General features: G+C 55.1%; 18 protein-coding genes. 9 read left to right on the top strand and 9 right to left on the bottom strand.

Annotated features, from left to right (window positions below; all coding sequences use genetic code 11):
• The first annotated feature begins 82 nt into the window (after window positions 1–82).
• Window positions 83–346 carry a spike base protein, RCAP_Rcc01079 family gene (locus tag COL8621_RS15490; RefSeq protein WP_093968188.1) on the top strand — a complete coding sequence of 88 codons (264 nt, stop codon included), beginning with the start codon at window positions 83–85 and terminating at the stop codon, window positions 344–346.
• Here the strand turns inward: COL8621_RS15490 and COL8621_RS15485 are convergent.
• Complete coding sequence (locus tag COL8621_RS15485) at window positions 340–1,299, bottom strand: esterase-like activity of phytase family protein (RefSeq protein ID WP_093968187.1); 960 nt, start codon at window positions 1,297–1,299, stop codon at window positions 340–342. The genes COL8621_RS15490 and COL8621_RS15485 overlap by 7 nt on opposite strands.
• Before the next feature lie 112 nt (window positions 1,300–1,411).
• Between COL8621_RS15485 and COL8621_RS15480 the strand changes: the two genes are divergently transcribed.
• Together COL8621_RS15480 and COL8621_RS15475 are read left to right on the top strand one after the other, a co-directional pair.
• Window positions 1,412–2,803 carry an oligosaccharide flippase family protein gene (locus tag COL8621_RS15480; protein WP_176438512.1) on the top strand — a complete coding sequence of 464 codons (1,392 nt, stop codon included), beginning with the start codon at window positions 1,412–1,414 and terminating at the stop codon, window positions 2,801–2,803.
• Between the two features lie 20 nt (window positions 2,804–2,823).
• Window positions 2,824–3,750 carry a hypothetical protein gene (locus tag COL8621_RS15475; RefSeq protein ID WP_141137902.1) on the top strand — a complete coding sequence of 309 codons (927 nt, stop codon included), beginning with the start codon at window positions 2,824–2,826 and terminating at the stop codon, window positions 3,748–3,750.
• On the opposite strand, the gene COL8621_RS15470 is transcribed toward COL8621_RS15475, so the two are convergent.
• A complete protein-coding gene (locus tag COL8621_RS15470) occupies window positions 3,747–6,002 on the bottom strand; it encodes a LamG domain-containing protein (RefSeq protein ID WP_141137901.1) in 2,256 nt (751 codons plus the stop codon). The two genes, COL8621_RS15475 and COL8621_RS15470, sit on opposite strands and share 4 nt — an antisense overlap.
• 321 nt (window positions 6,003–6,323) lie before the next feature.
• Window positions 6,324–6,833: an acyltransferase gene (locus COL8621_RS19410; protein ID WP_093968182.1), complete on the bottom strand. Its 510-nt coding sequence runs from the start codon at window positions 6,831–6,833 to the stop codon at window positions 6,324–6,326.
• 87 nt (window positions 6,834–6,920) lie between these two features.
• On the opposite strand from COL8621_RS19410, the gene COL8621_RS15455 reads away from it, so the two are divergent.
• From COL8621_RS15455 to COL8621_RS15440, 4 genes are all read left to right on the top strand, one after another.
• A complete protein-coding gene (locus COL8621_RS15455) occupies window positions 6,921–8,486 on the top strand; it encodes a right-handed parallel beta-helix repeat-containing protein (RefSeq protein ID WP_093968181.1) in 1,566 nt (521 codons plus the stop codon).
• A 75-nt stretch (window positions 8,487–8,561) separates the two neighbouring features.
• Window positions 8,562–9,599 (top strand): glycosyltransferase family 2 protein, encoded by a 1,038-nt coding sequence (locus COL8621_RS15450; protein ID WP_093968180.1) that lies wholly within the window; start codon window positions 8,562–8,564, stop codon window positions 9,597–9,599.
• A 172-nt stretch (window positions 9,600–9,771) separates the two neighbouring features.
• Window positions 9,772–10,833, top strand: coding sequence for an acyltransferase family protein (locus COL8621_RS15445; protein ID WP_176438511.1), 1,062 nt, complete (start codon window positions 9,772–9,774; stop codon window positions 10,831–10,833).
• A gap of 63 nt (window positions 10,834–10,896) precedes the next feature.
• Entirely contained in the window at window positions 10,897–12,288 is a 1,392-nt protein-coding gene (locus COL8621_RS15440; RefSeq protein ID WP_093968178.1) for an O-antigen ligase family protein, read from the top strand.
• Between the two features lie 3 nt (window positions 12,289–12,291).
• Here COL8621_RS15440 and COL8621_RS15435 read toward each other — a convergent pair whose 3' ends face one another.
• Window positions 12,292–15,540: a LamG domain-containing protein gene (locus tag COL8621_RS15435; RefSeq protein WP_093968177.1), complete on the bottom strand. Its 3,249-nt coding sequence runs from the start codon at window positions 15,538–15,540 to the stop codon at window positions 12,292–12,294.
• 827 nt (window positions 15,541–16,367) lie between these two features.
• Between COL8621_RS15435 and COL8621_RS15430 the strand changes: the two genes are divergently transcribed.
• Window positions 16,368–16,898: a VPLPA-CTERM sorting domain-containing protein gene (locus COL8621_RS15430; RefSeq protein ID WP_093968176.1), complete on the top strand. Its 531-nt coding sequence runs from the start codon at window positions 16,368–16,370 to the stop codon at window positions 16,896–16,898.
• A 54-nt stretch (window positions 16,899–16,952) separates the two neighbouring features.
• On the opposite strand, the gene COL8621_RS15425 is transcribed toward COL8621_RS15430, so the two are convergent.
• From COL8621_RS15425 to COL8621_RS15405, 5 genes are read right to left on the bottom strand one after another with little or no spacing between them, the layout of a single operon-like run.
• Complete coding sequence (locus COL8621_RS15425) at window positions 16,953–17,525, bottom strand: acyltransferase (protein ID WP_093968175.1); 573 nt, start codon at window positions 17,523–17,525, stop codon at window positions 16,953–16,955.
• A 16-nt stretch (window positions 17,526–17,541) separates the two neighbouring features.
• The gene (locus COL8621_RS15420) at window positions 17,542–18,420 is read right to left on the bottom strand and encodes a glycosyltransferase family 2 protein (protein ID WP_235823903.1); all 879 of its coding nucleotides are present in this window, start codon (window positions 18,418–18,420) and stop codon (window positions 17,542–17,544) included.
• 16 nt (window positions 18,421–18,436) lie between these two features.
• Complete coding sequence (locus COL8621_RS15415; protein WP_093968174.1) at window positions 18,437–19,255, bottom strand: tyrosine-protein kinase family protein; 819 nt, start codon at window positions 19,253–19,255, stop codon at window positions 18,437–18,439.
• 21 nt (window positions 19,256–19,276) lie between these two features.
• Window positions 19,277–20,806: a GumC family protein gene (locus COL8621_RS15410; protein WP_093968173.1), complete on the bottom strand. Its 1,530-nt coding sequence runs from the start codon at window positions 20,804–20,806 to the stop codon at window positions 19,277–19,279.
• Window positions 20,803–21,684 (bottom strand): ExeA family protein, encoded by an 882-nt coding sequence (locus tag COL8621_RS15405; RefSeq protein WP_093968172.1) that lies wholly within the window; start codon window positions 21,682–21,684, stop codon window positions 20,803–20,805. The genes COL8621_RS15410 and COL8621_RS15405 overlap by 4 nt, the downstream gene beginning before the upstream one ends.
• A 669-nt stretch (window positions 21,685–22,353) precedes the next feature.
• Here COL8621_RS15405 and COL8621_RS15400 point away from each other — a divergent pair.
• Entirely contained in the window at window positions 22,354–23,043 is a 690-nt protein-coding gene (locus COL8621_RS15400) for a sugar transferase (RefSeq protein ID WP_093968171.1), read from the top strand.
• The last annotated feature ends 19 nt before the right edge of the window (window positions 23,044–23,062 follow it).

The following is a 23,062-nucleotide window of genomic DNA, read 5'->3' as shown; positions in this document are numbered from 1 at the left end:
GCGCGCGGTGCGCTAGGGGCGCGTAAAGGCCATGTTCATAGGTTCGCACGCGTAAACCCAAAGAACATGGAGGGATCACCAGATGCCAAACGACAGTTTCAAAGACTTCGCCACCAGCCTTTACAGCCCCGCAGAGCGTATCGAAGAAATCATTCCAGATGATTTGACCGATCTGGCGCATGTGACCCGCGCGCTTAACGTTTCGGTTGCCGGCACGGTGCGCGTGATCACCGCAGGCGGTGACGAAAGCGATGTGTTCATCGCCGCCGGGGTGCCGTTTCCCTTACGCGTGACACGCGTGCTTGCAACGGGTACGTCGGCAACCGGGATACGTGGACTTTACTGAATTGGTATGCCGCGAGCAGGAAAGGGGTTGGCCAACGTTCTTTCCTGCCACGACTTCCCATCGTGTAGGTCGAATTCTATCAAATAGGTCTTTTCGCGTTTGCCAAAACCGTTGTCGGTAATCAGGGTGATCGTGGCCTCGCCTTCATCATTTTCCCAAACGGCGATGCCTTCGGCGTTACCCAGCTTTCCTTCAAACAACGTGCGCTCGGTCATTTCTTCTGCATCCAAGGCAAAGCTTCGAATACGACTTGTGAAGCCTTTGGTGATGCTGAATTTGCGGTCCAAAATATAAAGCCGCCCATCCGGGCCCAGATCGGCACCGCTTATCGCGAAACCGTCTGAGGTTGGGAATTTGTAGGGGCCATCCCAGAAGATGTCGTCATAGGTATAGGCATCTGTTGTCTCGCCCTCGCCCGAACCTTCGACAAAGACGACAAGCCGACCGTCAGGTAAATAGCTGCCGGATTCGAATGACTCATTCCCGAACAGTTCTTTGAAGGCTTCCCAATGATGCAATGACCGCGCGCGCCTTCCTAGTTGGGTGTATTTTTTCACCCGGGTGTAGCTTTCGAATACGACGATAAGTTCGCCTTTTGGCGCGCGTGCCAATCCTTCGGCGTCGCGCTGGAACGGCGTGAACGGCTTGCCCGGGTCGTTCAGTGCGTGCGCCGTTGCTTCGCTGATACCGGTGATTTCCCGGCCACTACGTTCGATGACGCCTGTAAACAAAGTGCCGTGATCTGACAGCGCGGAAAGCGCGCGCCCGCCGTCTTCGACCAGAATTCCAGAAAAACCACCGAATTCATCGTGGTCGACGTGCCATTCAAAGAAGCGCGGCTTATCAACTGCATACCCACTTTCGGCGTATGCGGCGGGGGGGTGCCATGCCAAACCTGACAACAACGCAAGCGCCAGAACCGCACGCTTAACGTGCCTATGTAAACCTATCATCGCCAACCCCTCGCAGATGCGGATTTCCTACATTCCCTCATTTATAGCTTTTCAAAGCATCAAAGGGCAAAAGTTCTTGACCCTATTGCACAAAATCCCGATGGATTTGCCCATGTTCAGGTCCGCGTTGCTGCTGCTTTCGGGAAATGCCTTCAGTTCGTTGATGCTGTTGGTCCGCAATCTATTGGTCGCCCGCCTGATCAGCGTCGAAGACTATGGCATCGCTGCGACCTTCGCGTTGAGCATGGCAATCGTTGAAATGATTTCCCAGCTGGGCCTGCAACAACTGATCGTGCAGGCGAAGGATGGCGAAGACCCAAAATTACAGGCAGGGTTACAAGGCTTTCAGGCGTTGCGGGGGCTGTTGGCAGGTGGTTTCCTTCTGTTGATCGCATACCCGCTGGCCAATTTCCTTGGCGTGCCAGAGGTCGCTTGGGCCTATCAGTTGATGGCGTTGGTGCCGGTGTTGAATGGGTTTGTGCATTTCGATGTGTTTCGTCTGCAGCGGCAGATGATCTATTTGCCCCACATCCTGACAATCTCGGTGCCCGCGCTGGTATCTGTCGCGCTGGTCTGGCCACTGAATGGCATCTTCGGTGACTACCGCGTGATGTTGTATGCGGTTTTGGCGCAAGGTGTCCTGACGCTGGTAACGTCGCATCTGGTGGCCAAAACACGGTATCGGGCAACGCTTGACCGTTCGATTATGGCGCGTGGTCTGGGGTTTGGCTGGCCGCTGCTCATCAATGGCTTACTGCTTTTCGCCGTGTTCAATGGTGAAAAGCTGGTCATTGGGCGCGAACTGGGGATGGTGCCGTTGGCGATGTTCGCCATGGGCTTTACGCTTACCCTGACACCGACTTTGGTTCTGGCGCGCAGTCTGCAGTCTTTCTTTTTGCCACAGTTGTCGGCCGCGAACGATCCAGACCGTTTTGAGCGTATAGGCGCGGCAACAATACAGGCGAATATCCTAAACGGCCTTCTACAGATCGCGGCAATCATGTTGCTGGGCCCGCTTTTAGTTGAGTCGGTGCTTGGCGAAAAATACGCGCCGCTGGTGCCGCTGCTGTTGTGGCTTTCGATCCTTCAAGCCGTGCGGGTGTTCAAGTCCGGTCCGGCGGTCGTGGCATTGGCCAAGGCAAAGACGGACAACGCGATGTGGGCCAACCTGTGTCGCGTCGCCTCATTGCCGTTGTCATGGTATCTGGCGGCAAACGGCTATGATCTGATCAACATCATCTGGGTCGCAATCGGTGCAGAGCTGGTGGCAATGTGTGTGTCGCTGTTCTTGCTAGGGCGCCGCGTTGGTTACCCGTTGAGCAGGGTCTGGGGTTCCATCGCGGTGGCGCTGGGCTTCATGGTGGCGCTGGCGCTGCGTGATTGGTTCGCACAAGATGGCGCAGCCCCGATATGGACAAGCGCCGTTTGCATCGCGATGTTCGGCCTTAGTTTGGCGTCGATGACTGCGCTTAAGGGCTATGTTATGGCCCGGGTCGCACGCTGAGGCGGGAAAAGGAAATACAGATGGCTGCTCCTCTACTTATCCATGTTGGCTACCACAAAACCGCCACGACATGGATGCAGCAGTATCTGTTCCGGGCTGAAAACGGTTTCATTCCTGTGGCTGGCCACGCCGAGGTGCACGACTTTATCACCGACCCGCACGGCCTGCTTTTCGACCCCGAAAAGATGCGAAACGAAATCGCGGCAAAATCTGAAAACATCCCAAACGGTGCGGTGCGCGTCATCTCGTCCGAGATCCTATCGGGCAACCCGTTTTTCGGCGGTCATGAAAGCGATGTCTTCGCCGAGCGCCTTAAGCAAATCGCGCCAGACGCGAAAATCCTAGTGTCTATCCGTTCGCAGATGCGCATCCTGCCGTCGATTTACATGCAATATATATTGCGCGGCGGCACGATGCCTTTCGATCAGTTCTTCGCCGGCGAGCGGAGTTTTGGTTACCTTGCCTTTACGCCCGAACATTTTGAATATCACCGCTTGATCGCCCATCTTCAGGGATTGTTCGGCCGTGAAAATGTGTACGTCCTAACCCAAGAAAGCCTGACAGCAGATATGGAAGGTGCCGCGCGTGCACTTGCCGATGCTGTCGGCAACACTCAGTTTTCAGGGTTGTCAGAGGATGCCAAAACCGTCCGCGCGCCAAGTTACCCGGAATACGCCGTTCCGTTCCTTCGCCGGGCGAACCACTTCCAAAAAGGACCAATGCACCCGAACCCGGTCATCGGACTTGGGGCGGAAAACAGAACCCTTTATCGGGCTGTCGGTTTCGCGATGCGCCGTCCGCCGCTGTCTTCGATCCTTGGCGGAAGGCACCCGGTTAGCGACTATGTGCGCGAACAATTCGCGGGCAGGTACGACCAAAGCAATCAAAAGCTTGCTTCCCTTGTTTCCCACCCGCTTGATTTGTCCGGCTACGATGGTATCGCCTAGGCCGCTGGCGTGCCCACCATCCATGCATCGGCGTTTATCGTGTCTGCATCGCCAGAGATTTCCTTGACCGGAACCGTTGTCGGTGCGCTGCCGTCAGTGGTGGCCTCATACCAAATCTGCACGCGTTCAACATCCGCGATCAGCTGGTTTGAATCGCTGTTCTGATACAAAACCCGCGCCTTCCGCGAGGTGGTGAACAGGCCAGAGCCGGGCGTGAACGTAAACTCTGACACCTCTACCCCGTTCAGCCGCACCTTAAGCCAACCGTTCACCTGATCCGCAGCGATTTCGAAATCGACCCATTGATCGAATGGGAAAACCCCATCTGCGGTTGACTGTGCCTGCACCATCTTTGCGCCAGTGCTATCTTCAAGCGTCATCCGCACGGCACCAGAGCTAAGGATCTGTGCGTCGAATGTGGTTGAGGTAAAGGCAAACAAGTTGTCATTGCTGATGCTTGCCGCAGGAACGCGCACCCGCCCGGCGATGGTGATGGCTGTTGTGTTCGCCGGAATATTTGTTGGCGATTCAAAACGCGGCCCCGTCGCCGTAGTGGTGAAGAACGGTGTCGAGGCAGGCAGCGTATTTGCCAGAACCGCAGGATCGGGCAGGGCGCGAACCGGGATACCCTCCAAACCCGTCGCGCCGACGTCGACGATTGGCAGGTTTTCCCAAAGTGCAGCATAGAAATCGTCGGGGTGTGCCAACATCCCAGAGGCACCACCTTCGCCAAAGTTGATCACGTCGGCATAGGTGAACGTGCCGCTGTTCGGGTAAATCCGAACGCGCCCGGCAACAACCTCTGCCCTTTGCGCGGGGATGCCGTTGATCTGCCACCCGGCGATATCGGTCCAATGGGCAAAGCTATCGTCAAGCGCGGCTTCGCCACGTGCCAGCCGCGTTGTGGTGATCGGCCCAGAACTGGACCAAATTTCCACGTAAGCGCCGGAAGCTTCCCATTCGCAGTGGTCGAACTCAGGCACGTCCCAGCCGACCATTCCCGCCGATTGCATGATCGAATGTGCGAACAGCTTGGCGCGCTGCTGCAGGCCGTCGGTCGTGCCACCTGCGGGATGGGCCCAGTCTGTCCAACCCCCAAAACCGTCAGGCACACCGTTTTGATAGGTCAGCATCTCTACGCCATACGGCAGGAAGACTCCGCCGGCATTGGCATTCGTGATCATGGATCGCCAGCTTTCGCGCGATAGCTGCTTGTTCAGCAGGTTTGTTACCTCGGTCCCGCCGTTGGCGATATGCGTGGCGTCTTGCATCGTTTCGGGAATATCGAACCGGTGCGGACCAAGGGGCGCCCATCGGGTGTAGGCAGGGTCGTAAATCTCTAGGAACGTGTGGTCGTATTGGATAGAGCCTGAAAAACCATACGCATGCGCGGCCGGTGTTGTGAACGGCGCGCCATCCATCGTCAGGCCCGTAAACAGCGGAAACAGAGCCTCTTCGTAAAAGGCACCCAGTGATCCGGGGGCAGCAAACCACGACCATGTTGCCAGCCCGACCTGTTGACCATCCGCCGTGGCATAATCATGCAGCGCCTTGTCCGTAAACCAGTCGCGACCGGTGTCACTGTCATTGACCATTTGCATTGGGGAGGTGCCGCTGTGGGTTTGCGCGACAAGCGCGAACTTGTCGTCAGGGCGTTCAGACAACAGCGTATTGGCCAACGCAGCCACCGCAGCAGAAACCGGTGTGGCGTCGGTGACGTGTGTATGAACCAACCCGTCACTGCCAGCACGATCGAAGTACATGTACTGAACAGCATCTTCGTTCAACAGGGCGGGGGCCGTCGTCTGATCGTAATAGGTGCTATGGAATCGCTCGTCCTCGGACTGGCCCCAAAACGCAATGACATGTCCGACGCCAAAACGGTTTCCGCCAATCGCCGCGATTCCGGGAAGGGCTTTCAACCGTACATCGGGCCGATACCAAGACGCATTTCGCGGTGCAGAAAGCTCCCCCGACCAGTTTCCGAAGTCGTCGACTGTTGCAATATCAACCCAGTTGGTCGAACTGGCCCCAGAATCATCCGTCGAGTAGGCGCGCGCTTGCACCACGTGACCTGCCGTTCCTGTGCCAGAAAGCGGAATTTTCCCCGTGTTCAACCCGAGCGCGAAGCCACTATCAAACAGCGTGCGATCCCGGCTTAGCTCGGTCATTGCAAGTTCGGCCTCTGGCGGGGTTGAAACCTCGCTCGTCGAAGCAGCTGTAGCGATGGAAATTCCCATCATTATCATCATGGCCGTCACCTTCCTTGCGGGGCAACCGGCGGCCGTCTTGCACAACGTCCAAAGCAGGCTTCGACACGATCGTGCCGTCCTGATTCTTGGCTGTTCGTGGGGGCGCGGCGCGCGCGGTGTGAAAATCGAAACGATGCTTTTCACAAGGCGCACGAAGACAAAGAGCTGGATGCTATGGCCAGCAGTTGCCAGCCTGAAACACGATCTGATCACGGACGTAAACCTCATCAAAAGCCGCACAAGGATGAGGCCAGGATGAAAGGAAAACGCTAATCAATCGTTCTTGGGTCTAAGGTGTCGTTAACCAACGGGCGGCGCAGACTAGGTCTTTCCCTGCTCTGCCAACGCGCTTTCGGTTGCATCAGCATCGGTGAAGCGCCCAAAAGGCCCGACGTCGATGTTAGATTTCAGTATCCGCGCCGGATTTCCGGCCACGACGGACCTTGCAGGGACGGACTTGGTGACAATCGATCCCGCGCCAACAACGCAGTTGTCCCCAATTTCAACTCCGGGCAGAATCATGCTGCCCCCCCCGATGAAGCAATTTTCGCCGATTCGGGTGTGAAGATACAAACCACGGGTTCTGTCATGCGTCATAATGCGCGCATCAAACGCCACATAGCTGTTTTTGCCAACATGAACACCTTTTGGGAACGTACGGTCAAATTTGGCTGACAGTGAAAATTGTGCAGTGGGGTGTATGTCCATTCCCCACAGGTGGCGGTAAAACCACCTTTTGGACGTGACAAGAAAGTTACGCAGGCCAGACAGACGGTTAAGTCCGCGCTTTGTTGCCTTGACGTAGGTGCGAGCAGGGAGTTCGTTGTGCATGTAACAATCCGCAGGTCGTAACCATTCTGTTTTGTTCTAAGGTCTTATGCGGGACTGTGACGAAAAACGAAAGCTAGGAGAGGTCGAATGATAGCCTTCCGATTGAGAAACTTTGCGGCGGCGCTGTGCGTGCTGTTGTCTGCTTCCTATGGAATGGCCAATTGTTTGGACGATTCGAAAGATCAGACAATCGTTCGATCGGCTGAAGAATTACGCTCTGCTTTGCAATTCGCGCGGGGGGGTGAAACCTTCGCTTTGGCGCCGGGTGACTATGGTACGTTGCGTATTATGGGCTCTGCCCGCAAGGCGTCTGGCTGGAAAAGCACGGTAACTTTGTGTTCGTCCGATGCCGATGATCGCGCACGGTTTTCTGGCCTGTTTCTGCGCAAGGTCTCTGATCTGACCTTTGATGGAATTGAATTCAACTATCGCTTTGCGAAGGGCCAAGACCCGAACGCAACACGCCCCTACATGGTTCAAGAAGCCCGCCGCGTGGCGTTTCTGAACTCTCTATTTGTTGGGGATCGTGCCGCAGGAACCAACGGTTTCGAAGATGGGTTCCCTGCAGCACAGGCACTGTTTGTGCGCGATTCGTATAATGTGCGGATCGAAAACACGGAATTTCGTCTGTTCTATCGCGGTGTGATTCTGAACAACGTCGCCTCTGTCGTATTCCGGAACAACAATCTTCACTCCCTTCGGTCTGACGGGTTGAACTTGGTTTCCGTCGATAACGTGCTGATCGAGGATAACTACTTCCACGACTTTGAGCGGTCTGAGAAAATCGCAGACCACGCCGACATGATCCAGATGTGGTCGCGCGGCGCATCGCGTGCCAGCCAGAATATCGTCATTCGCGGCAATACCATGAATTCGGGTACGGGCCTTTTCAGCCAGTCCATCTTTTTGCGGAACGAGGTTGTCGACAAAGGCCAAGCTGGCCCCGAGATGTGGTACCGCGACATCACAATTGAAGACAACGTGATTATCAATGCCCAGTCCCACGGTATTTCAGTAGGCGAGACGATCGGCCTTGTGATTCGTAACAACAGTGTTCTGCGCACCAGACCATCGCGTGGTTCCGCCCGTATGGGTGCCGTCGCGATCCCGCGGATCAATGTTAAGCCTGAATCGCAGAATGTTGTGATCGAAAACAATGTCACCAGCGCGATCAAAGGCTTTGCAGGCCAAGATGGCTGGAAGGTAGAGGGCAACGTTCCGGTACAGGATGAATCACCGTTCGCGCCCGGTTACTACGCAGATATGTTCGTCGCGCCGCCATTCGACACTGTGCCGACACTCGCCCACTTTCAGAGCCTTCCCGGTGGCCCGCTTGATGTAGAAAAGGCAGGCGCAACACGGCTGGCGTTTGAAAATGAACCGGCCGAGGTAACGCCGCTTATTCGCGTGACGCGCGCCAGTGGCCGATATGGTTACAACTTCGACGCCAGCTTCAGCGCCGGCCCCGAGGGTTTCCTGACCCAACAAGAGGGCGTGACATTCCGCTGGAAGTTCGAAGGTGGGAAAGAGGCCGACGGCCCCGAAGCCAGCTATGCGTTTGAAGGTGGTGGAAAGAAGAAGGTCGAATTGTTCGTGACAATGCCCAGCGGCGAAAAGTATTCGACGAAGATGCTTCTTTCGCTGGACGAATAAGCGCACGACCAGCCCCCTTTAGGTCCGGCTTGGTAAATAGCCCGGTTCAATTGATCTGCTATTTCGAGGCATCGTATGACCAACCCCACCGTCGGCGTCATAATCGTCAGCTTCAATTCGGGCGACGTTGTTCTTGATTGCCTGGAAAGCCTTTTGGCGGCGCAAGACCCGGACCTTCGGATTGTCGTCGTCGACAATAATTCCCCCGATGATACGGTGCAGGTGATGCGCAACTGGGCCGATGGCACCACGCAATACACCGCACCAACAGACAGCCCATTCCCGCTTTCCCCGGCGCCCAAGCCCATCAACCTTGTCGAAGGCCGGCCTGACCTAGCGCCCGATCGTGCGGCGGATGTGGTGTTGCTGCACGCGGGTGAAAACGGCGGCTATGCGGGCGGTGTTAACGTGGGCCAAGCGTATTTGGCCGCTTTCCCCGAGATTGACCATTTCTGGATTCTGAACCCCGACAGCATGGTGCCGCCAGCATCGGTTGCGGCCTTGAAGGCGCAGCTTGCCAGCGGAGCGACCTACGGCATGCTAAGCGGGCGGGTGAACTATTTCCACCAGCCGGATATGATTCAGGTCGATGGCGGTAGCATCAATTTCCGCACCGGCGTGACAGACTGCATCAACCTTGGCCAACCCCACCCCAAGACACCGCTTCCTGCGCCGGGTGAACTTCATTTCGTGACCGGTGCCAACATGGTTGCCTCGCGTGCGTTCTGCGAAAAGGCAGGGCCAATGGCCGAAGATTACTTCCTTTACTATGAAGAGGTCGACTGGGCTTTGCGCCGGGGCGACCTGCCGCTTGTGTGCTGCGATGGCTTCTTGGTCTATCACCGCGCTGGAACGGCAATCGGGTCCCCAACCCTTTCGCGCATCGCATCGCCGTTTTCGCACTATTTCAAATACCGCAGCCGCATGCTGTTCCTTCGCCGATTCCGCCCGCTTTCCCTGCCCATCGCATATGCCTATGCATTGGCGAAGGCGTTACAGATAACGCTGAAAGGGTATTACGCAGAGGCGTGGGCTTTGATCCGGGCCATCAACGGGATGGGCCCGCCGAAAAGCGTGAAGGCAATACTAAAGCAATCCGCGCCGGAAAGTTGAGCAGGGGCAACAAGGGCCGTAAAAACAGCAATCAAACGCAACTTGTGCCAAATTACTGCCACAGGTTCAGGATTTACAAACCAGCGGGTGCATGTTTTCGGTTGCCGTGCCAGACCACGGCAGCATTAGCGCCCTGAAAATTGAGACAGTCGAGCAGGAACAACAATCACCTATGGCTACCTTTCGACCCTCCAACCGTTCGGCGCTGCTGGATTGTATTCGCGCCGGGGCCATCATCATGGTCCTCGTGTTTCACGTTGCCACCCGGTATGACACGGCAGAGCTTGATGCCGTTGCCAAATGGTTCATGAAATATGGCTTTCTGGGCGTCGATGTCTTCTATCCGCTCAGTGGCTTTTTGATTACGCGGTTTCTTGTCGAACGCTCTGGTCCCGGGCACATACGCACGTTCTTTTTGCGCAGGGTGTTCCGCATTATCCCGCTCTATTTCGTTGCTGTGACGGTCTATCTGATCGCGTCGAAAGTACTGGGGTATGAGGAAGAGCTGGCCGACAAAATTTGGATAAACTACCTGTTCCTGACGGGTTGGTTCATCTTTTTCGAAGGCGTTGACCAAATCCCGTTTCGCATCACGTGGTCTTTGTCGGTTGAAGAGTTTGCATATATCGCCTTCGGCCTGTTTGCTTGGTTCAGCAAGAAGCGTTTCAATGCGTTCCTGATCGCTTTGGCGGTTCTGCCCATTGGGCTTCGCATCTATCTGAACTTCCGCGGTTTTGATGACATCTATTACCTGCCGCTTGCGCGTTTGGACTCAATCGCGCTGGGCGGTTTGACGGCTGTGATGATCCGCAAGAAGCTTCCGGTTTTGCCGATCTTGATTGCAGCGTTGATCTTTGTCGTGCTTGTCGGGCAATCCGGTGAAATCCTGCGCAAGTCGCATTTCTTTACGCTGGTTACGCTGGCGACATGCATCTTCATTGCCCTGTTCGAAACCCGCTTTAAGGGGTTCAAAAGCCTGCCAACGGATATGTTGGGTAAGCTCGGCTTTTATTCTTACTTCATCTACCTCTTTCACTTCTTCAATCTATACGCGCTTACGATCTTGGCAGAGCGCTTGGTGCCGGGCGGCATACAATTCTGGGCAATGACATTGCTGTGCCTTGCCGTGACGCTGATCCAAGCCATCATATCGTTCCGCATTTTCGAAGGCCCACTTCTGGCCTATGGCCGCACGTTAGAGACACAGCGCCCGGCCGCAGTCGTTGAAAAGTGATGTTGGCGATCGGGGTTAGAACGGTATGGTTGCGCAAAGGGCGAAACTTAGGATGAGGCCGGTTTGACCTATCTGGACGCGCGTAAAGAAAAGGCCAAAGGCGAACGTGTTCGCCTTGCCTTGCTGGCAAAGCTGACACTGATCAGCCTGCTGACGCCTGCGTTCTTTTCGGTCGGATCACTTGTGTTTACCCCGTCCCGCGCGCTGTTTATCGTGGTTGTCCCGTTTTTGTTTATCAACCTACTGCGCGGCAAATATGGCCGGTTTCATCTGGTGGATGGGCTGATCATTTTCCACGTGTTCTGGCGGTCTTTGGCCATGGCGGTAAATAGCCCAAGTGTTGCTGTGCAATACGCCGGGTCAAACGCCATCATCCTGCTGGGGGGCTATCTTGTCGCCCGCGCCACCATTCGCACGCCGCGTGATTTCGAAGCCGCGATAAGGTTTCTGGGCTGGGCTGTTCTGCTTAGTTTTCCGCTGGCTCTGTACGAAACTAAGACCAGTGATTTCATCATCCCGCTGCTGATCGACAAAATTCCAAGCGTCTGGAGCGTGGTTGACGTTAACTATGACCCCCGCCTTGGCCTTGATCGCGTGCAGGTCGTGTTTTCCCACCCTATCCACTATGGGCTTTTCTGCTCGCTCAGCTTCTCACTGGTTTTCGTTGGGTTGCGGAACGTAACGGGGCTTTTCAAGCGGATCGTTTGGGCAGGCATCATCTTCATCTGCTGCTTCCTGTCTGTGTCCAGCGGGCCGGTGCTGTCGCTGGGGATTCAGATCGTCATCATCATTTGGGGAATGGCCACGCGGCCGGTTCCAAACCAATGGGGTATGACGATGGGCGTTGCGACCATCTTCTACATCTTCCTCGAGATGGCGACGAAGGGCTCTGGCATCTATGCGCTTGTGTCAAAACTAACCTTCGCGTCCCACACCACCCGCCTGCGCCTGACGCTGCTTGAATACGGGATGGCGCAAATTCACCGGACGCCGATCCTTGGGGTTGGTTATAACCGGTTCCCGCTGCCGACGTGGATGAGCGGCAGCTTGGACAACTACTGGCTGATGGTGGCGGTCATGTTTGGCACGCCTGCGTTCTTTTCCCTGTTCGCCGCGTTCCTTACGATTCTGATCGGCATCGGCCGCCGCCCGTTTAAGGCGGATGGGTATGTTGCGACCCTGCGGCTGGGCTGGTCGTTCACAATGGTCAGCTTGATGCTGACACTGGCCACAGTGGCCGTGTGGGGCGAAATGGCATCCATCATGTGCTTCGTTTTGGGAAGCGGCGTGTGGATGCTGTTCTACGATGAAAAGGACACTAACGAAGGGCTGGCACCAGAGCCTCAGAAACGCCCTACCAACGCGTATACCCGCTTTCCACCACGCGAGGTGCGCGCGCGTGACGTACGGCGCCCTGTGGGCCAATTGGCCGGGCGTACCGCACTGCGCCGTTAGGTGTCAGACCAGAAGAAGCTCGTTCAGGTATTCTTCTTCAACCTCGTCTATGAACACAAAGTTATCGACATTACCTTCGATGCTTTCACCCCACGCACTGCCGATGGTCAGACCCCAGTTCGACGCATCCGCCGTTGTTCCGGTTGTGCCATTCAGCAAGGTGATCTGGTCATCAATCTCTAATGACAGGATTTCCTGTTCGCTGTCATAGGCGATTGTTGCAGTGTGCCAGTCTTGGTCGTCAAAGTCGGTGGTTTCGCTGATCAGGTGATAGGTGCCTTCATCCGTCGTGAGTTCGACATGCATAAAGCCATTGTCGTCGATGTAGGTATCCATGACCTCGTGCAGGTGCATCACGCGGCCGCTTTCGCCCGCGGTATCAAGCTGGAAGTCGAACGACACTGTAAAACTGTCGCTGTCGTTCAGGGCGACCTCGCCCCGCTCAAACCCGATACTGTTTGTCCCGTTCAGGTGATAGGCCTGCCCGCTGGTCCCCGTCACATATTCAGCCTGCCCCGGCATATCGCGAAAGACCGTGGTGTTTTGTATTTCGTCGTGAACGGCACCTTCAAACGACATACGGTGATCAGCAGGGTCATTTGATGGCGCAAGCTGAAGCACATTCATCGTGGCATCGCCGTAGAATTCGAAATCAACGAATGTTCCGTCCAGACCGTCGCTCCATTTATTGCCGACGGTTAGGCCCCAATGGGTTTCATCGGATGTCGTGCCTGTGGCTTCTGTCTGGGCCTGCACCAGGCCATCAACCTCTATCTGAAGGTAGCCAAGCTGAGCGTCATAGATGATCGCGATGTCATGTTTGCCCGGCTCTTCGAAGACGGCTTGCGAACTGCGCAGCTCAAACTCGCCATCAGAGGTGGTTAGCGTGAACCGAATGTGCCCTTGCGGATCGACCTCTGCGACCATGGATTTCGGCATATAAAGGAAGACACCTTCGACACCTGCGGCCTGCGTTTCCAAGGTCAGTTCAATGCGAAAGTCATCGCGCCCGAATAAGAAGTCATTGTCACGCCCAACGGTGAAGGGATCGGTTGAATTGACCTCAATCACCAGCCCGTCTTGGCTTTCATAAAGAAGTTCGGCGTTCAGACCTGCCGGGGGTGCCGATTGTTGAACGCTTCCGGATGAAATTGTTGTGCTGGGCGTCGTGCCGCCGGTGGTCCAGCCTTCTACCGGTTCAGTGGACATGGTGAAGTTGTCGATGACAGCGTGCACGCTTTCAGCCCAAGGATCACCGATGTTCAGCCCGTGATACCCAGCCGACGCCGTGGTCCCACTTGCCGTCATGCTATCGACCACCTGATCATCAACGATCAGGTTCAGCACCTGTGTGTTCGAGTCGTATGAAATGGCGATTGTGTGCCATTGCGTGTCATCCAGCACGGCGGCCGGGGTAACCATTTCGAACGCACCTTCGTCGGTGAACAGCCGGAAGAAAAGCGACCCGTCATCGTTGAGGAACAGATCCATCGTGCCCGACATGCGGATCAATGCGCCGTCTTGGGCGACCGTATCCAGCTTCAGATCAAATTCGATCGCAAAGCTATCAAGTTCGAACAGTTGAAGGTTGTCGCGGTCGATGGTCAGCAAGCTGTCCCCATCAAGGTGAAAACCGGTTCCGTCCGTCCCGGTGGCCGTCAGCGCGGTGCCGTTTGGATCTTCAACAGTGATGATCGAGTCCCACTGAGAGGTGTCTTGCGCCGTGCCCCCGAAGTTCAGCTCAAAGATTTCGTTGCTGCGAACCTCAATCACGCGGGTCAGCGTTTCGGTTTGCCCGTCATTGGTGATGACCGTCAGGGTCACACTGTGTTCCCCGGCGGTTTCAAAGGTTGGTGTTATGCTGACGCCCGACATCGTGGTGCCGTCGTCAAAGGTCCAGATGAATTGCGCGGTAGAAGGGTCAATCGGGGTGCCATCGGTAAGGCTGTATTCAGCGGTCAGTTCCACTGTCTGGCGGTCGCTGCCAACCTCGCTGATGGATATCGACGCCTCCAACGGGGCGGTCGAGGCGCTGAACCAGCTGGCATCAGCGCCGTATTTGCCATTGGCGGGGCTGTCGTTGGTAATCCGAAGGTCACGCAGATCAAGGTCGCCTGCGCCGGACAAGTTCACCACATGGTTATGCACGAACATTGCCGATGTGTAGTCCGTGTAAGAGACCACAAAATTGTCGCCCACATATTCGGTTTCATCCACGGAAATGCGGCCAACAAAGTTATGGTGGATGTCGCTGTCCAAGGTATTGCGCAGACGGATTTCGGGCACGCGGCTTACCGGGGCGGACCCTGGGCTGGAAACCATCACGCTTAGTTCATTCCACAGCACCGTGTTTTCATAGATTTCCAGCCCCTGAGTGTCAGAAACCGAAATCCCATGCGCAGAGCTGTTGTGGACCACGTTGTTGTGAATGACGATGTTTTGGTAATAACCGCCAGTTTCGCCACTCTCTCCGAAGTTTTCATTGCGGATAAAGATCGACTGCGTGCCAGAGCCGTTGGCGGAATCCAGAATGTTGCCGCTGATTTCGATGTTGGCCGAAATCGTTTCAGCGCCGCCGCCCCAGATCTGGATCATGTCCGAGTGGTTCAGCGTCTGCACCGTGCCATAAAAGTCGTGCATATAGTTGTTAGAGATCACGGCGTTCTGGATGCCGCCCCCGCGCAAGCCATCACCTTGAATGCCAGAAAGCTCATTGCCAGAGAAGATCAGCCCATCAACCTCTGTCACGGTCACGCCAAAGTAATAGTCGGTTAGCGTGTTGTGCGAAAAGGTGATGTTTTCACTGTCTCGGATCAGCGCGCAGCTTTCGCCCTGTATCGCCGAGCCCGTGCCATCCAGATAGCCATCGGCGACGCTGGACATGTCGTTGTTCACGATTTCAATGTTGTTTGAGGCCGCTACATTGATGTCCCGCAGGTAATCGGCGCGTATTCCGTAAACTTCAGAGCTATCGATGCGCATCTCTGTCAGCGTCAAATACGATGACGCTTCGATGCTAACGGTGTGAAACGTTGGCGGGTTGGTGGCATCGACTGCTTTGATAAGGATCGGGGCATCTAAGCCACCCGCGTTTTCGGCCCACAACTCATAGGGGCCACCATCTCCATCGACCAAAATCGTGCCACCGCCCTGTGCGGTTAAGGCTTCGACGGCCGCGTTCAGCTCATCAGACGTGCTCACGATGATTGTTGCATCATCGTGTTGCGCGTAAGCCGTGTACAGTTGGCTCATTCACTCTTCCCAGGTTTCAACCTCTGATGGTGTGAGCCAAAGAGGAGTCAAATTACGGTTCCTGAATGTGAGCTGTCGTTCCTATTTCAAGACACTGACGTGAACTGGCTAAGCAGATCTGGAAACAACATGCCCATATTCGCTAGATCGTCCTTATTTTGCGCCTAGAATTCTGTTCTTCGTGTGGCGCTTATTGGGCCGACGCTTGTTCCCAAGATGGCAGAAGATTTTGAGTTAAATCCTTTGCTAACTGGCAGGGACACTACTGAGTGAGGGTTTTGAATACTACCAAAAGTTGAGTGACCTCGCGTTCCGGGCGTGGTCGATTCTCATCAACCTCTCATTGGCAAGGATGCGCCGAAGCCCTTTTTTAGAAGGCTCGTCCTGATTTTTTGAACGTTGTCCAAGAGTTGTGAGAGATTAGAATTTGAAGGCGCGCGCGCAGCTGCGCAGAACAAGCCGGTTGGTTCGGTTCGTTTGGCGTTAGCGGAAGTTTGCCGACCAGTAATGCGTGCCACAATTCAGCGGGCAACTTTTGCATTGAAGGTCGCATTTTAACTTTTGCGCCGAATCATTTCCCATCAATTTGGGCTGATTTGTTAATATTTCGGTGCGATTCGCCTAAGGGTTGAAGACAAAATTGCAACTCGCCGCTATTTCGTTTCCGTTTTGGTGCCAATTCCGCATTCCTGCCACAATTGGGGTCGACCTAGCCTTTATTCCTTAATTTTTCATGGACATAGCTAAAACACTAAGTAACAACGATCTAATAGACTTGGGTGGGGACCTAAGACTTGGCTTGCAATGTATTTTTTCGGGGGTGACCTGTGAAACTTGGTACTACTATCGCCGCTGCTGTTCTTGCGACTGTTCCATTCTTCGCGAATGCGGCAACTGTTGAAAACACTGGCGTTTCTAATTTGGCTAATGGCGGCAGCTATGTTCTGGAAGATGAGGCTGCTTGGTTCTGGCAGGCGACCTCGCTCGTCGGTTCTGGCACGACTGCTTACGACGCGTCGTTTGAGTTTACTTCGGCTGTTGGCAAGGCAACGACTGCGATCGCCGCGGTTGAGCTTTCCGGCAGCTTCGTAGGCCTGGAAGCAGACTGGACCGACGAAAATGGCGCCGTTCTGTATACTTACACATTCGTTGACAATGGCGTCGTCAGCGTAGGTTCGTCGGATGTTGTGATTGGCAATGGCCCATCGACGCTGAACATCAGCTGGGATGGCATCGAAGGCAGCGCAGCACAAATCAACGTTCAGCTTTCGGCAGTTCCACTGCCTGCTGGTCTTGTGCTGCTAGGCTCTGCACTTGGTGGTCTGGGTCTGTCCCGCCGCCGTCGCAAAGCAGCCTAAGCTTCGTTAAGATAAAATTCGGAAGGGGCGTCCAAACGGGCGCCCTTTTCTATTTCAGGGTTGGCTTTCAAGTGTTCGTTGCCCAACAACCCGCGCTGGTACGCCCACAGCAATGGAATAGGGCGGGATTTCACCCCGAACCAGCGCACCGGCGCCGATGATCGACCCGTCACCGATTTTCGCACCCGGCAGAACAATTGCGCGCGTGCCTAGCCACACATCATTGCCGATAAACACGTCGGCTTCGTCCATTGGCTGTTGTGTTACAGGGCTGCCGTCGTTGAACCGATAACCGGCTGCGGTGACCATCACCTCTGGCCCGAACAAGACATCATCGCCGATCACAATCCGCCCATGCGCTGGGCCAGCCCAAAGATGGCAACGCGCCCCAAGGCGCAGTCCGCGCCCGATCTCTATCCGCTCTGCGTTAGAAAATACGGCGTTGGGGCTGATCGCGGCATCAGGGCCGGGCGACAGTTTTCGCATCGGGACGACGTGCGAATAGTTGTAATAGTTGATCAGCTTCAGCGCATGCAGATACGCCCGCGGGTCCAAAACACCGCCAATAAGCCGCAATAGACGTTGGCCTTTTGACAGGCGCTTTTTGTGGGCCTTCTGATCGTCCATGGGCTGTTCCTATTCCTTAGCCACGTATGGCCTGCGCTAACATCCAACCTGCCCGCAGCAGGCGTAGCCGCGCAAGGGTCGCAATGGCGCGGTATCGCTCTTGCGGGGTGCTGAGGCTGCGATGGGTCAGTATCTTGGGTATATGGGCAATGATGCTGACCGGCATCGCCAAGGCCCGCGCGGCCCATTTGATGCGGCCAAGTTTCTGACCTTTGATCAGGCCGAAGGATTCATCGGTTAGCCGGCGCCACTTCTTCCTAAGACCAGCCCAGTCGGTACGCGTTGGATGGCTTACGGCAAGTGCATCGGCGTATGTTAATGCGTACCCCTTTGCCGTCGCGCGCTGGCACCAGTCGAAATCTTCGGACACGCCGACCACAAAGGGGCCCACGTCACTGAACACATCACGGGTCGTCAAAAGATTAGCGGTGACAGAGAAACCCTTTTCTTCGACATAGGCCTTTTGGGCGAATGCAAAGACCGTTTCAAAAGCTTGCGCACCTGTGCGCGGCCCCGACCCTTCGTCGAAGACATCCACACGACCGCCGATAACTGCGTTAGGTCGGACAACTTGTTTTGCTGTCGCAAGCCAGTCGGGGGCAGGGACGCAATCCGCATCTAGGAAGAACAGGTTTTGTGCCGTGCTTTCCTGAACACCACGGTTTCGTGCGGCGGCGGCGCCTTTTGTGGGTTCGGTCACAAAACGGACGGTCGGAAAACGCGCTGATAGCGTATCGATCGGCGGAGTTGATCCGTTGTCGACCACCAAAACCTCGACCGATGAAAGGCCGCCCTTAAGCAGCGCATCCAAGCACCGCTTTAGCCGGGTGTGGTCATTGAAATGTGGGATGATAACGGCGGATTGGGGGGCGGCGGCCGCAAGCGGTTTCATCATGTCGCCTGTCCCAAGGTCATTGATAGGCGTAGCCGTAGTTTTCATCCGGGAAGCGGCACTTGTTCAGCACGACGCCAAGAACATTGGTTTGGGCTGCAAGCTCTCGTTCACACATGTCGATCTGCGCGGCGGTGGTGTTTTCGGCTTCGGCGACGATCATCGCACAGTCCACATTGCGCAAGAAGGCTGCGGTGTCGTCATTTGCCATCAACGGCGGCATATCGAACAGCATGACGCCGGGGCGGTATGTCGCTTCGATTTGGTCGATTATCGTTTCGGTGGTGTGGCGCAGAAACAGCCCCGCCGGGTCGCCGTAGTGTTTGAAGTTAAAAGACACGGCGACGTTGTCGCCCAACCGGCGCGCCTGCTGAGCGAAATCAACGCGACCTTCCAGAATGTCAGGGACGCTGTGTGCGCCGGTCTGATCAAACACGTTCTTCAGGGACGGGCGGCGCATGTCCATGTCCATCAGGATGGTCCGCATGTCGACCTGCCGCCCAAGGCTGATGGCAAGGTTGGCAGCCGTCGTTGTTTTACCGCATCCCGCCGTGGGCGACGTGATGGCGATACGCCGCCAGTTATTTTCGTGCAGCACCTGCAAGACTTTGGTGCGCAGCATGTCATAGGGCATCGCGTCGGCACCGCCTTCAAGCGAGACAAGCCGGGCGCGTTTGCCTTTGGGGGGCTTAACTTCAAGCGGGCTAAGCGCGGCCCATGCATCTTGCGTCGGCAGGGATGCTGATTGAAACCCGCCTTGGGCCGCGCGCACACGTCGACCAGCGGTTCCCTCGCGCATTTCGCGGGCTTGTTTGATTGCTGCCTGTAGTCGTTCCATTGGGTTCCTCGCGGTGCGCGGTCAGAGGCCGACACGCTCCATCAAGCGGGTCAGAATTAGGTCAATTGGCAGATAGAAACTATGCACCAAATAGAGTGCCACAGGAATACCTGCCGCAAGCAACATCAGCGCGACCAAGATAAAAGAGCGGCGGCGCAGGCGTTCGCCCTTGGTGCGGATATAGGGGATCGTTGCCAGCGGTGTGATATTCAACGCCTTGCTTAGATCTGCAGGGCGGCGCACCGATTTGTTCAGCATCTCAAGCAGCAAGATCAAACCAAGCGCCACAGTTAGGCCGCCGAATGTACCACCTGCGGCAATCAGCGGGCGGTTCGGGCTGGTCGGCACGGTTGGCGCTGTCGCCTGTTCAATAATCGCAATCCGCTGACCCTTGGACAAAAGCTCGATCCGTTCGCCGGTGGCGGCTTTGGACAGGCGCTCAACAGCGGCGTTGTACTGAAGCTGGACGTTGTCATAGTCACGTTTCAACCCGTCCAGCACGATAGAGTTCGAAGGTGTGCGGCGAATGGAATCGTCCAGCTTTTCCAGCTCTCCTTCAAGCAACGTTGCTTGTTCTTCCAGCGCGGCCTTACGAGAGTCGATTTCGGCCAGCTGTAGGTCAAGCAGGGATACTTCGGCTTCGGCGGTGTTTCCAATGACGGTCTGGGCACGAACGACCTCTTCCATTTGGTTAACCCGCGCGCGCAGAACTTTTACGTTCGGGTTTTCCTCGGAATAGATGGCCAGCGCGGCAGCCAACTGATCACGCAGTTCGTTCAGTTGCTTTTGCTCTGGGGTAAGCTGCGTCTGCGACTCTGACTGTAATTGGCCAGTTGCTTCGAACACTTGGATCAAGCGGCGGCGCTGATCGTCCAAGGTGATAACATCGCGGCCGATTTGGGCGATGCGTTCCTGAACAAGGGTTTGCCGACTTAACCGATAATCAAGGCTGTCGGGCAGGGCGTCCGCATTTGCGTTTTGAAATTCAAGAATCCGGCTGCTTTGCAGATCAAGTTCTGAACCGAGGCGTTCCACCTCTTGTTCAAAGAAGTCGAGCGTGTCTTCGGCTTTGCTGGTGCGCAAGCGGACGTTTTCATCAAGCACGCGGGTCACATATTCATTCACCACCCCGGCGGAAATTTGCGGCGTGCGCCCATCAAATGCCAGTTCCAACAGAGTCGCCCGATCACGGCCGCTGGTCGATTTGATGTGGGTTTTGATCCGCATCTGCTCAACGATCTGATCTGGGTTCATCTGCCCCAGTTCTTCGAACACGTTAAGATCACGCGCGATTTCGATCAGCGTGGTGCGTGTCATCAGACGCTGTTGAATGATCTCAAGCTGCTCTGATGCGTTCACTTGCACGGTAGAGGAGGCAAGTTCATCAGGGATCTGCGCGGATTCGACCAGCAGCTTGGCGCGCGAGGTGTAAACCGTCGGCAGCATGATCGCGAGTGTCATCGCCACCGCTGAGATGCTAAGGAAAACGGCAAGGAACAGCGGCATACGGCGCCAAAATACCGTTAGGTAGTACTTAATGTCGGAATTCATTCGGCTGCCTTGTGAGAGTGCTCGCGCCCAGTTGTGAAGACTTCTTCGTTACGGGTCTCGATAAAGATCGAGTCATCGATGACCCCTAGCACGGTCTTTTCGCTTACGACCTTTTCCCCTGAAGAGGCCGCATAGACCATGGAAAAGTCGCACAGTTTGTTCACCAAGCGCGGGATGCCATCGGAATAGGAGTAAATCCGATCCAGCGCTTCTTCTGAAAACTCGGCACCAGTACCGCCTGCATGGACCAAGCGATGCTTAACATAGGCATCAAAGCTTTCGCGGGTCATCGCCGGGATGTGATAACTGGCCACGACGCGCTGGGCGAATTGGCGAAGCTCGGGCTTGGTGATCAGTTCCAGAAGTTCGGGTTGGCCGACAAGGATCAGCTGAAGCAGCTCATCTTTGTTCGCGTTGATGTTGGTCAGCATGCGCAACTCTTCCAACGCTTCGGTCGAAAGGTTTTGGGCTTCGTCGATCACCAGAACGCATCGACGACCAGAGGCATATTCGGTAAGAATGAAATCCTGCAGAGCCTGAAACAAGGAAACGTAGTCGAGCCCCTGCTCGGGCATTTCGCCGAATGCGTTCAGCGCCCACCGCAACAGTTCACCGCGCCCGCCATGCGCGTTAGAGACCAGGCCGATTGTGATGTCTTCATCTACAGACGCAAGCAGCGCCTGAACCAACGTCGTTTTGCCGACGCCAACTTCACCGGTTACGACAGAAATCGGAGCGTTCGTCAGAACAGCGTATTCCAGAACCGTGAAGGCACGTTTGTGAGGACCCGTCCAATAAATGAAGTCGGGATCAGGCAAGAGCGTAAATGGCCGCTCTTTCAGGTTATAAAATTCAGTGTACAACCCTTGACGGGACACAGTCTTTACTCACTCTAAATTGCATCCGGAAACGTATCGTCCGCATGTTGCCTCACAACCGGGCGATACCGTTCTAACTGCTCTGACCCTCTCAACAAGCCTTATCGTATATTCAGATTATTATACCGCCACGTGATGCATGTCTGTAGACCTGTGCAATTTGTTATCTTCAAGGAATTTGCGCGCAGATTCCGAGGCCATTGGTTTTATTAGCAAATATACAGTTACCTGATGATATGGGCTGAAAATCGCGCAAAAACAGAGCTGCTCGAAGGAATACACGCTTGACGTGTATTTTTTCGCGTTAACCATATTCCTGAGTGATTCGTTTTGAGTGTGCTAATATCGGCGTAAATGCGCTCGTTTGCATAATATTGTTCACATATTGCTGCCGATTTCACGGCTTTGCCACAAATTCCGAGCATTGATAAAAAAGTTTCACTAAATTGCCTCAATTGGTTGCCGCCTAAAGTGTATAGAAAACATAGACTTGAAGAAGACGTGTACTTTTGGACGTGGGCTTTAAAATTGAAAACGGTTTTACCAGATGGTAACCATTCAGTGTCGGGAGTGTTTTATCTCGATGTGCCCACGTCGCCCCGATGAACCGCGACGCAGAGCCACAGAAACTTATAGAGGGTGTCGGCATTTGCCCGATGTGCAAAGTTTATGACGATTAACTTTCCTAATAACGTGGAAGAGGCAGAGTTGCTGTCCAACTCTAAACCGGTCACCCTTCAGCACCGTGAGGGAAGTATTTATCGCGATGTTGTGAAGCCGTTGTTCGATGCTGGGTTTGTGTTGGCGACCGCGCTGTTTGTTGCTCCTGTGATCCTGATCATGGCGCTTCTTGTCTCTCTGGATGGCAATACGCCGTTCTATCATCAGAAACGCGTCGGAAAGAACGGCCGCATCTTCAAGATGTGGAAGTTGCGGACCATGGTTCCTGATGCTGATGAACTTCTTGAAAAATATCTCGCGTCCAACCCCGAAGCCCGGGCAGAATGGAACGCATCGCAAAAGCTGAAGAAAGACCCGCGCATCACGCGAATGGGCGCCATTCTTCGCAAGACCTCTTTGGATGAGCTTCCTCAGGTTTGGAATGTTCTGCGTGGCGAGATGTCGTTGGTTGGCCCACGCCCCATGATGTGTTCCCAGCAAGAGCTTTATCCAGGTTCGGCCTACTACAAGCTGCGCCCCGGTATCACGGGCAACTGGCAGGTGTCTGATCGCAACGATAGCGAGTTTAAAAGCCGCGCCGAATATGACGCCGTTTATGACCGCGATGTTTCGTTCCGTCTTGATCTGTGGATCATTGCGTGCACGGTTGCAGTTGTGATGCGCGGAACTGGCTATTAAGCGGTCATTTCACGATCAG

This window comes from Actibacterium lipolyticum, assembly GCF_900184935.1.
Classification (GTDB): Bacteria; Pseudomonadota; Alphaproteobacteria; order Rhodobacterales; family Rhodobacteraceae; genus Actibacterium_A; species Actibacterium_A lipolyticum.
Note: the sequence above shows the minus strand (reverse complement) of the source record. Positions and strands in the feature narration are given on the sequence as shown.

Bases quoted from the DNA above. Each gene is read 5' to 3' on its own strand.
- COL8621_RS15420 (WP_235823903.1), bottom strand. From the start codon at position 18,420: ATGATGAAACCGCTTGCGGCCGCCGCCCCCCAATCCGCCGTTATCATC.
- COL8621_RS15455 (WP_093968181.1), top strand. From the start codon at position 6,921: ATGATAGCCTTCCGATTGAGAAACTTTGCGGCGGCGCTGTGCGTGCTG.
- COL8621_RS15480 (WP_176438512.1), top strand. From the start codon at position 1,412: ATGTTCAGGTCCGCGTTGCTGCTGCTTTCGGGAAATGCCTTCAGTTCG.
- COL8621_RS15445 (WP_176438511.1), top strand. From the start codon at position 9,772: ATGGCTACCTTTCGACCCTCCAACCGTTCGGCGCTGCTGGATTGTATT.
- COL8621_RS19410 (WP_093968182.1), bottom strand. From the start codon at position 6,833: ATGCACAACGAACTCCCTGCTCGCACCTACGTCAAGGCAACAAAGCGC.
- COL8621_RS15490 (WP_093968188.1), top strand. From the start codon at position 83: ATGCCAAACGACAGTTTCAAAGACTTCGCCACCAGCCTTTACAGCCCC.
- COL8621_RS15400 (WP_093968171.1), top strand. From the start codon at position 22,354: ATGACGATTAACTTTCCTAATAACGTGGAAGAGGCAGAGTTGCTGTCC.
- COL8621_RS15435 (WP_093968177.1), bottom strand. From the start codon at position 15,540: ATGAGCCAACTGTACACGGCTTACGCGCAACACGATGATGCAACAATC.
- COL8621_RS15410 (WP_093968173.1), bottom strand. From the start codon at position 20,806: ATGAATTCCGACATTAAGTACTACCTAACGGTATTTTGGCGCCGTATG.
- COL8621_RS15450 (WP_093968180.1), top strand. From the start codon at position 8,562: ATGACCAACCCCACCGTCGGCGTCATAATCGTCAGCTTCAATTCGGGC.
- COL8621_RS15415 (WP_093968174.1), bottom strand. From the start codon at position 19,255: ATGGAACGACTACAGGCAGCAATCAAACAAGCCCGCGAAATGCGCGAG.
- COL8621_RS15425 (WP_093968175.1), bottom strand. From the start codon at position 17,525: ATGGACGATCAGAAGGCCCACAAAAAGCGCCTGTCAAAAGGCCAACGT.
- COL8621_RS15475 (WP_141137902.1), top strand. From the start codon at position 2,824: ATGGCTGCTCCTCTACTTATCCATGTTGGCTACCACAAAACCGCCACG.
- COL8621_RS15470 (WP_141137901.1), bottom strand. From the start codon at position 6,002: ATGATGATAATGATGGGAATTTCCATCGCTACAGCTGCTTCGACGAGC.
- COL8621_RS15485 (WP_093968187.1), bottom strand. From the start codon at position 1,299: ATGATAGGTTTACATAGGCACGTTAAGCGTGCGGTTCTGGCGCTTGCG.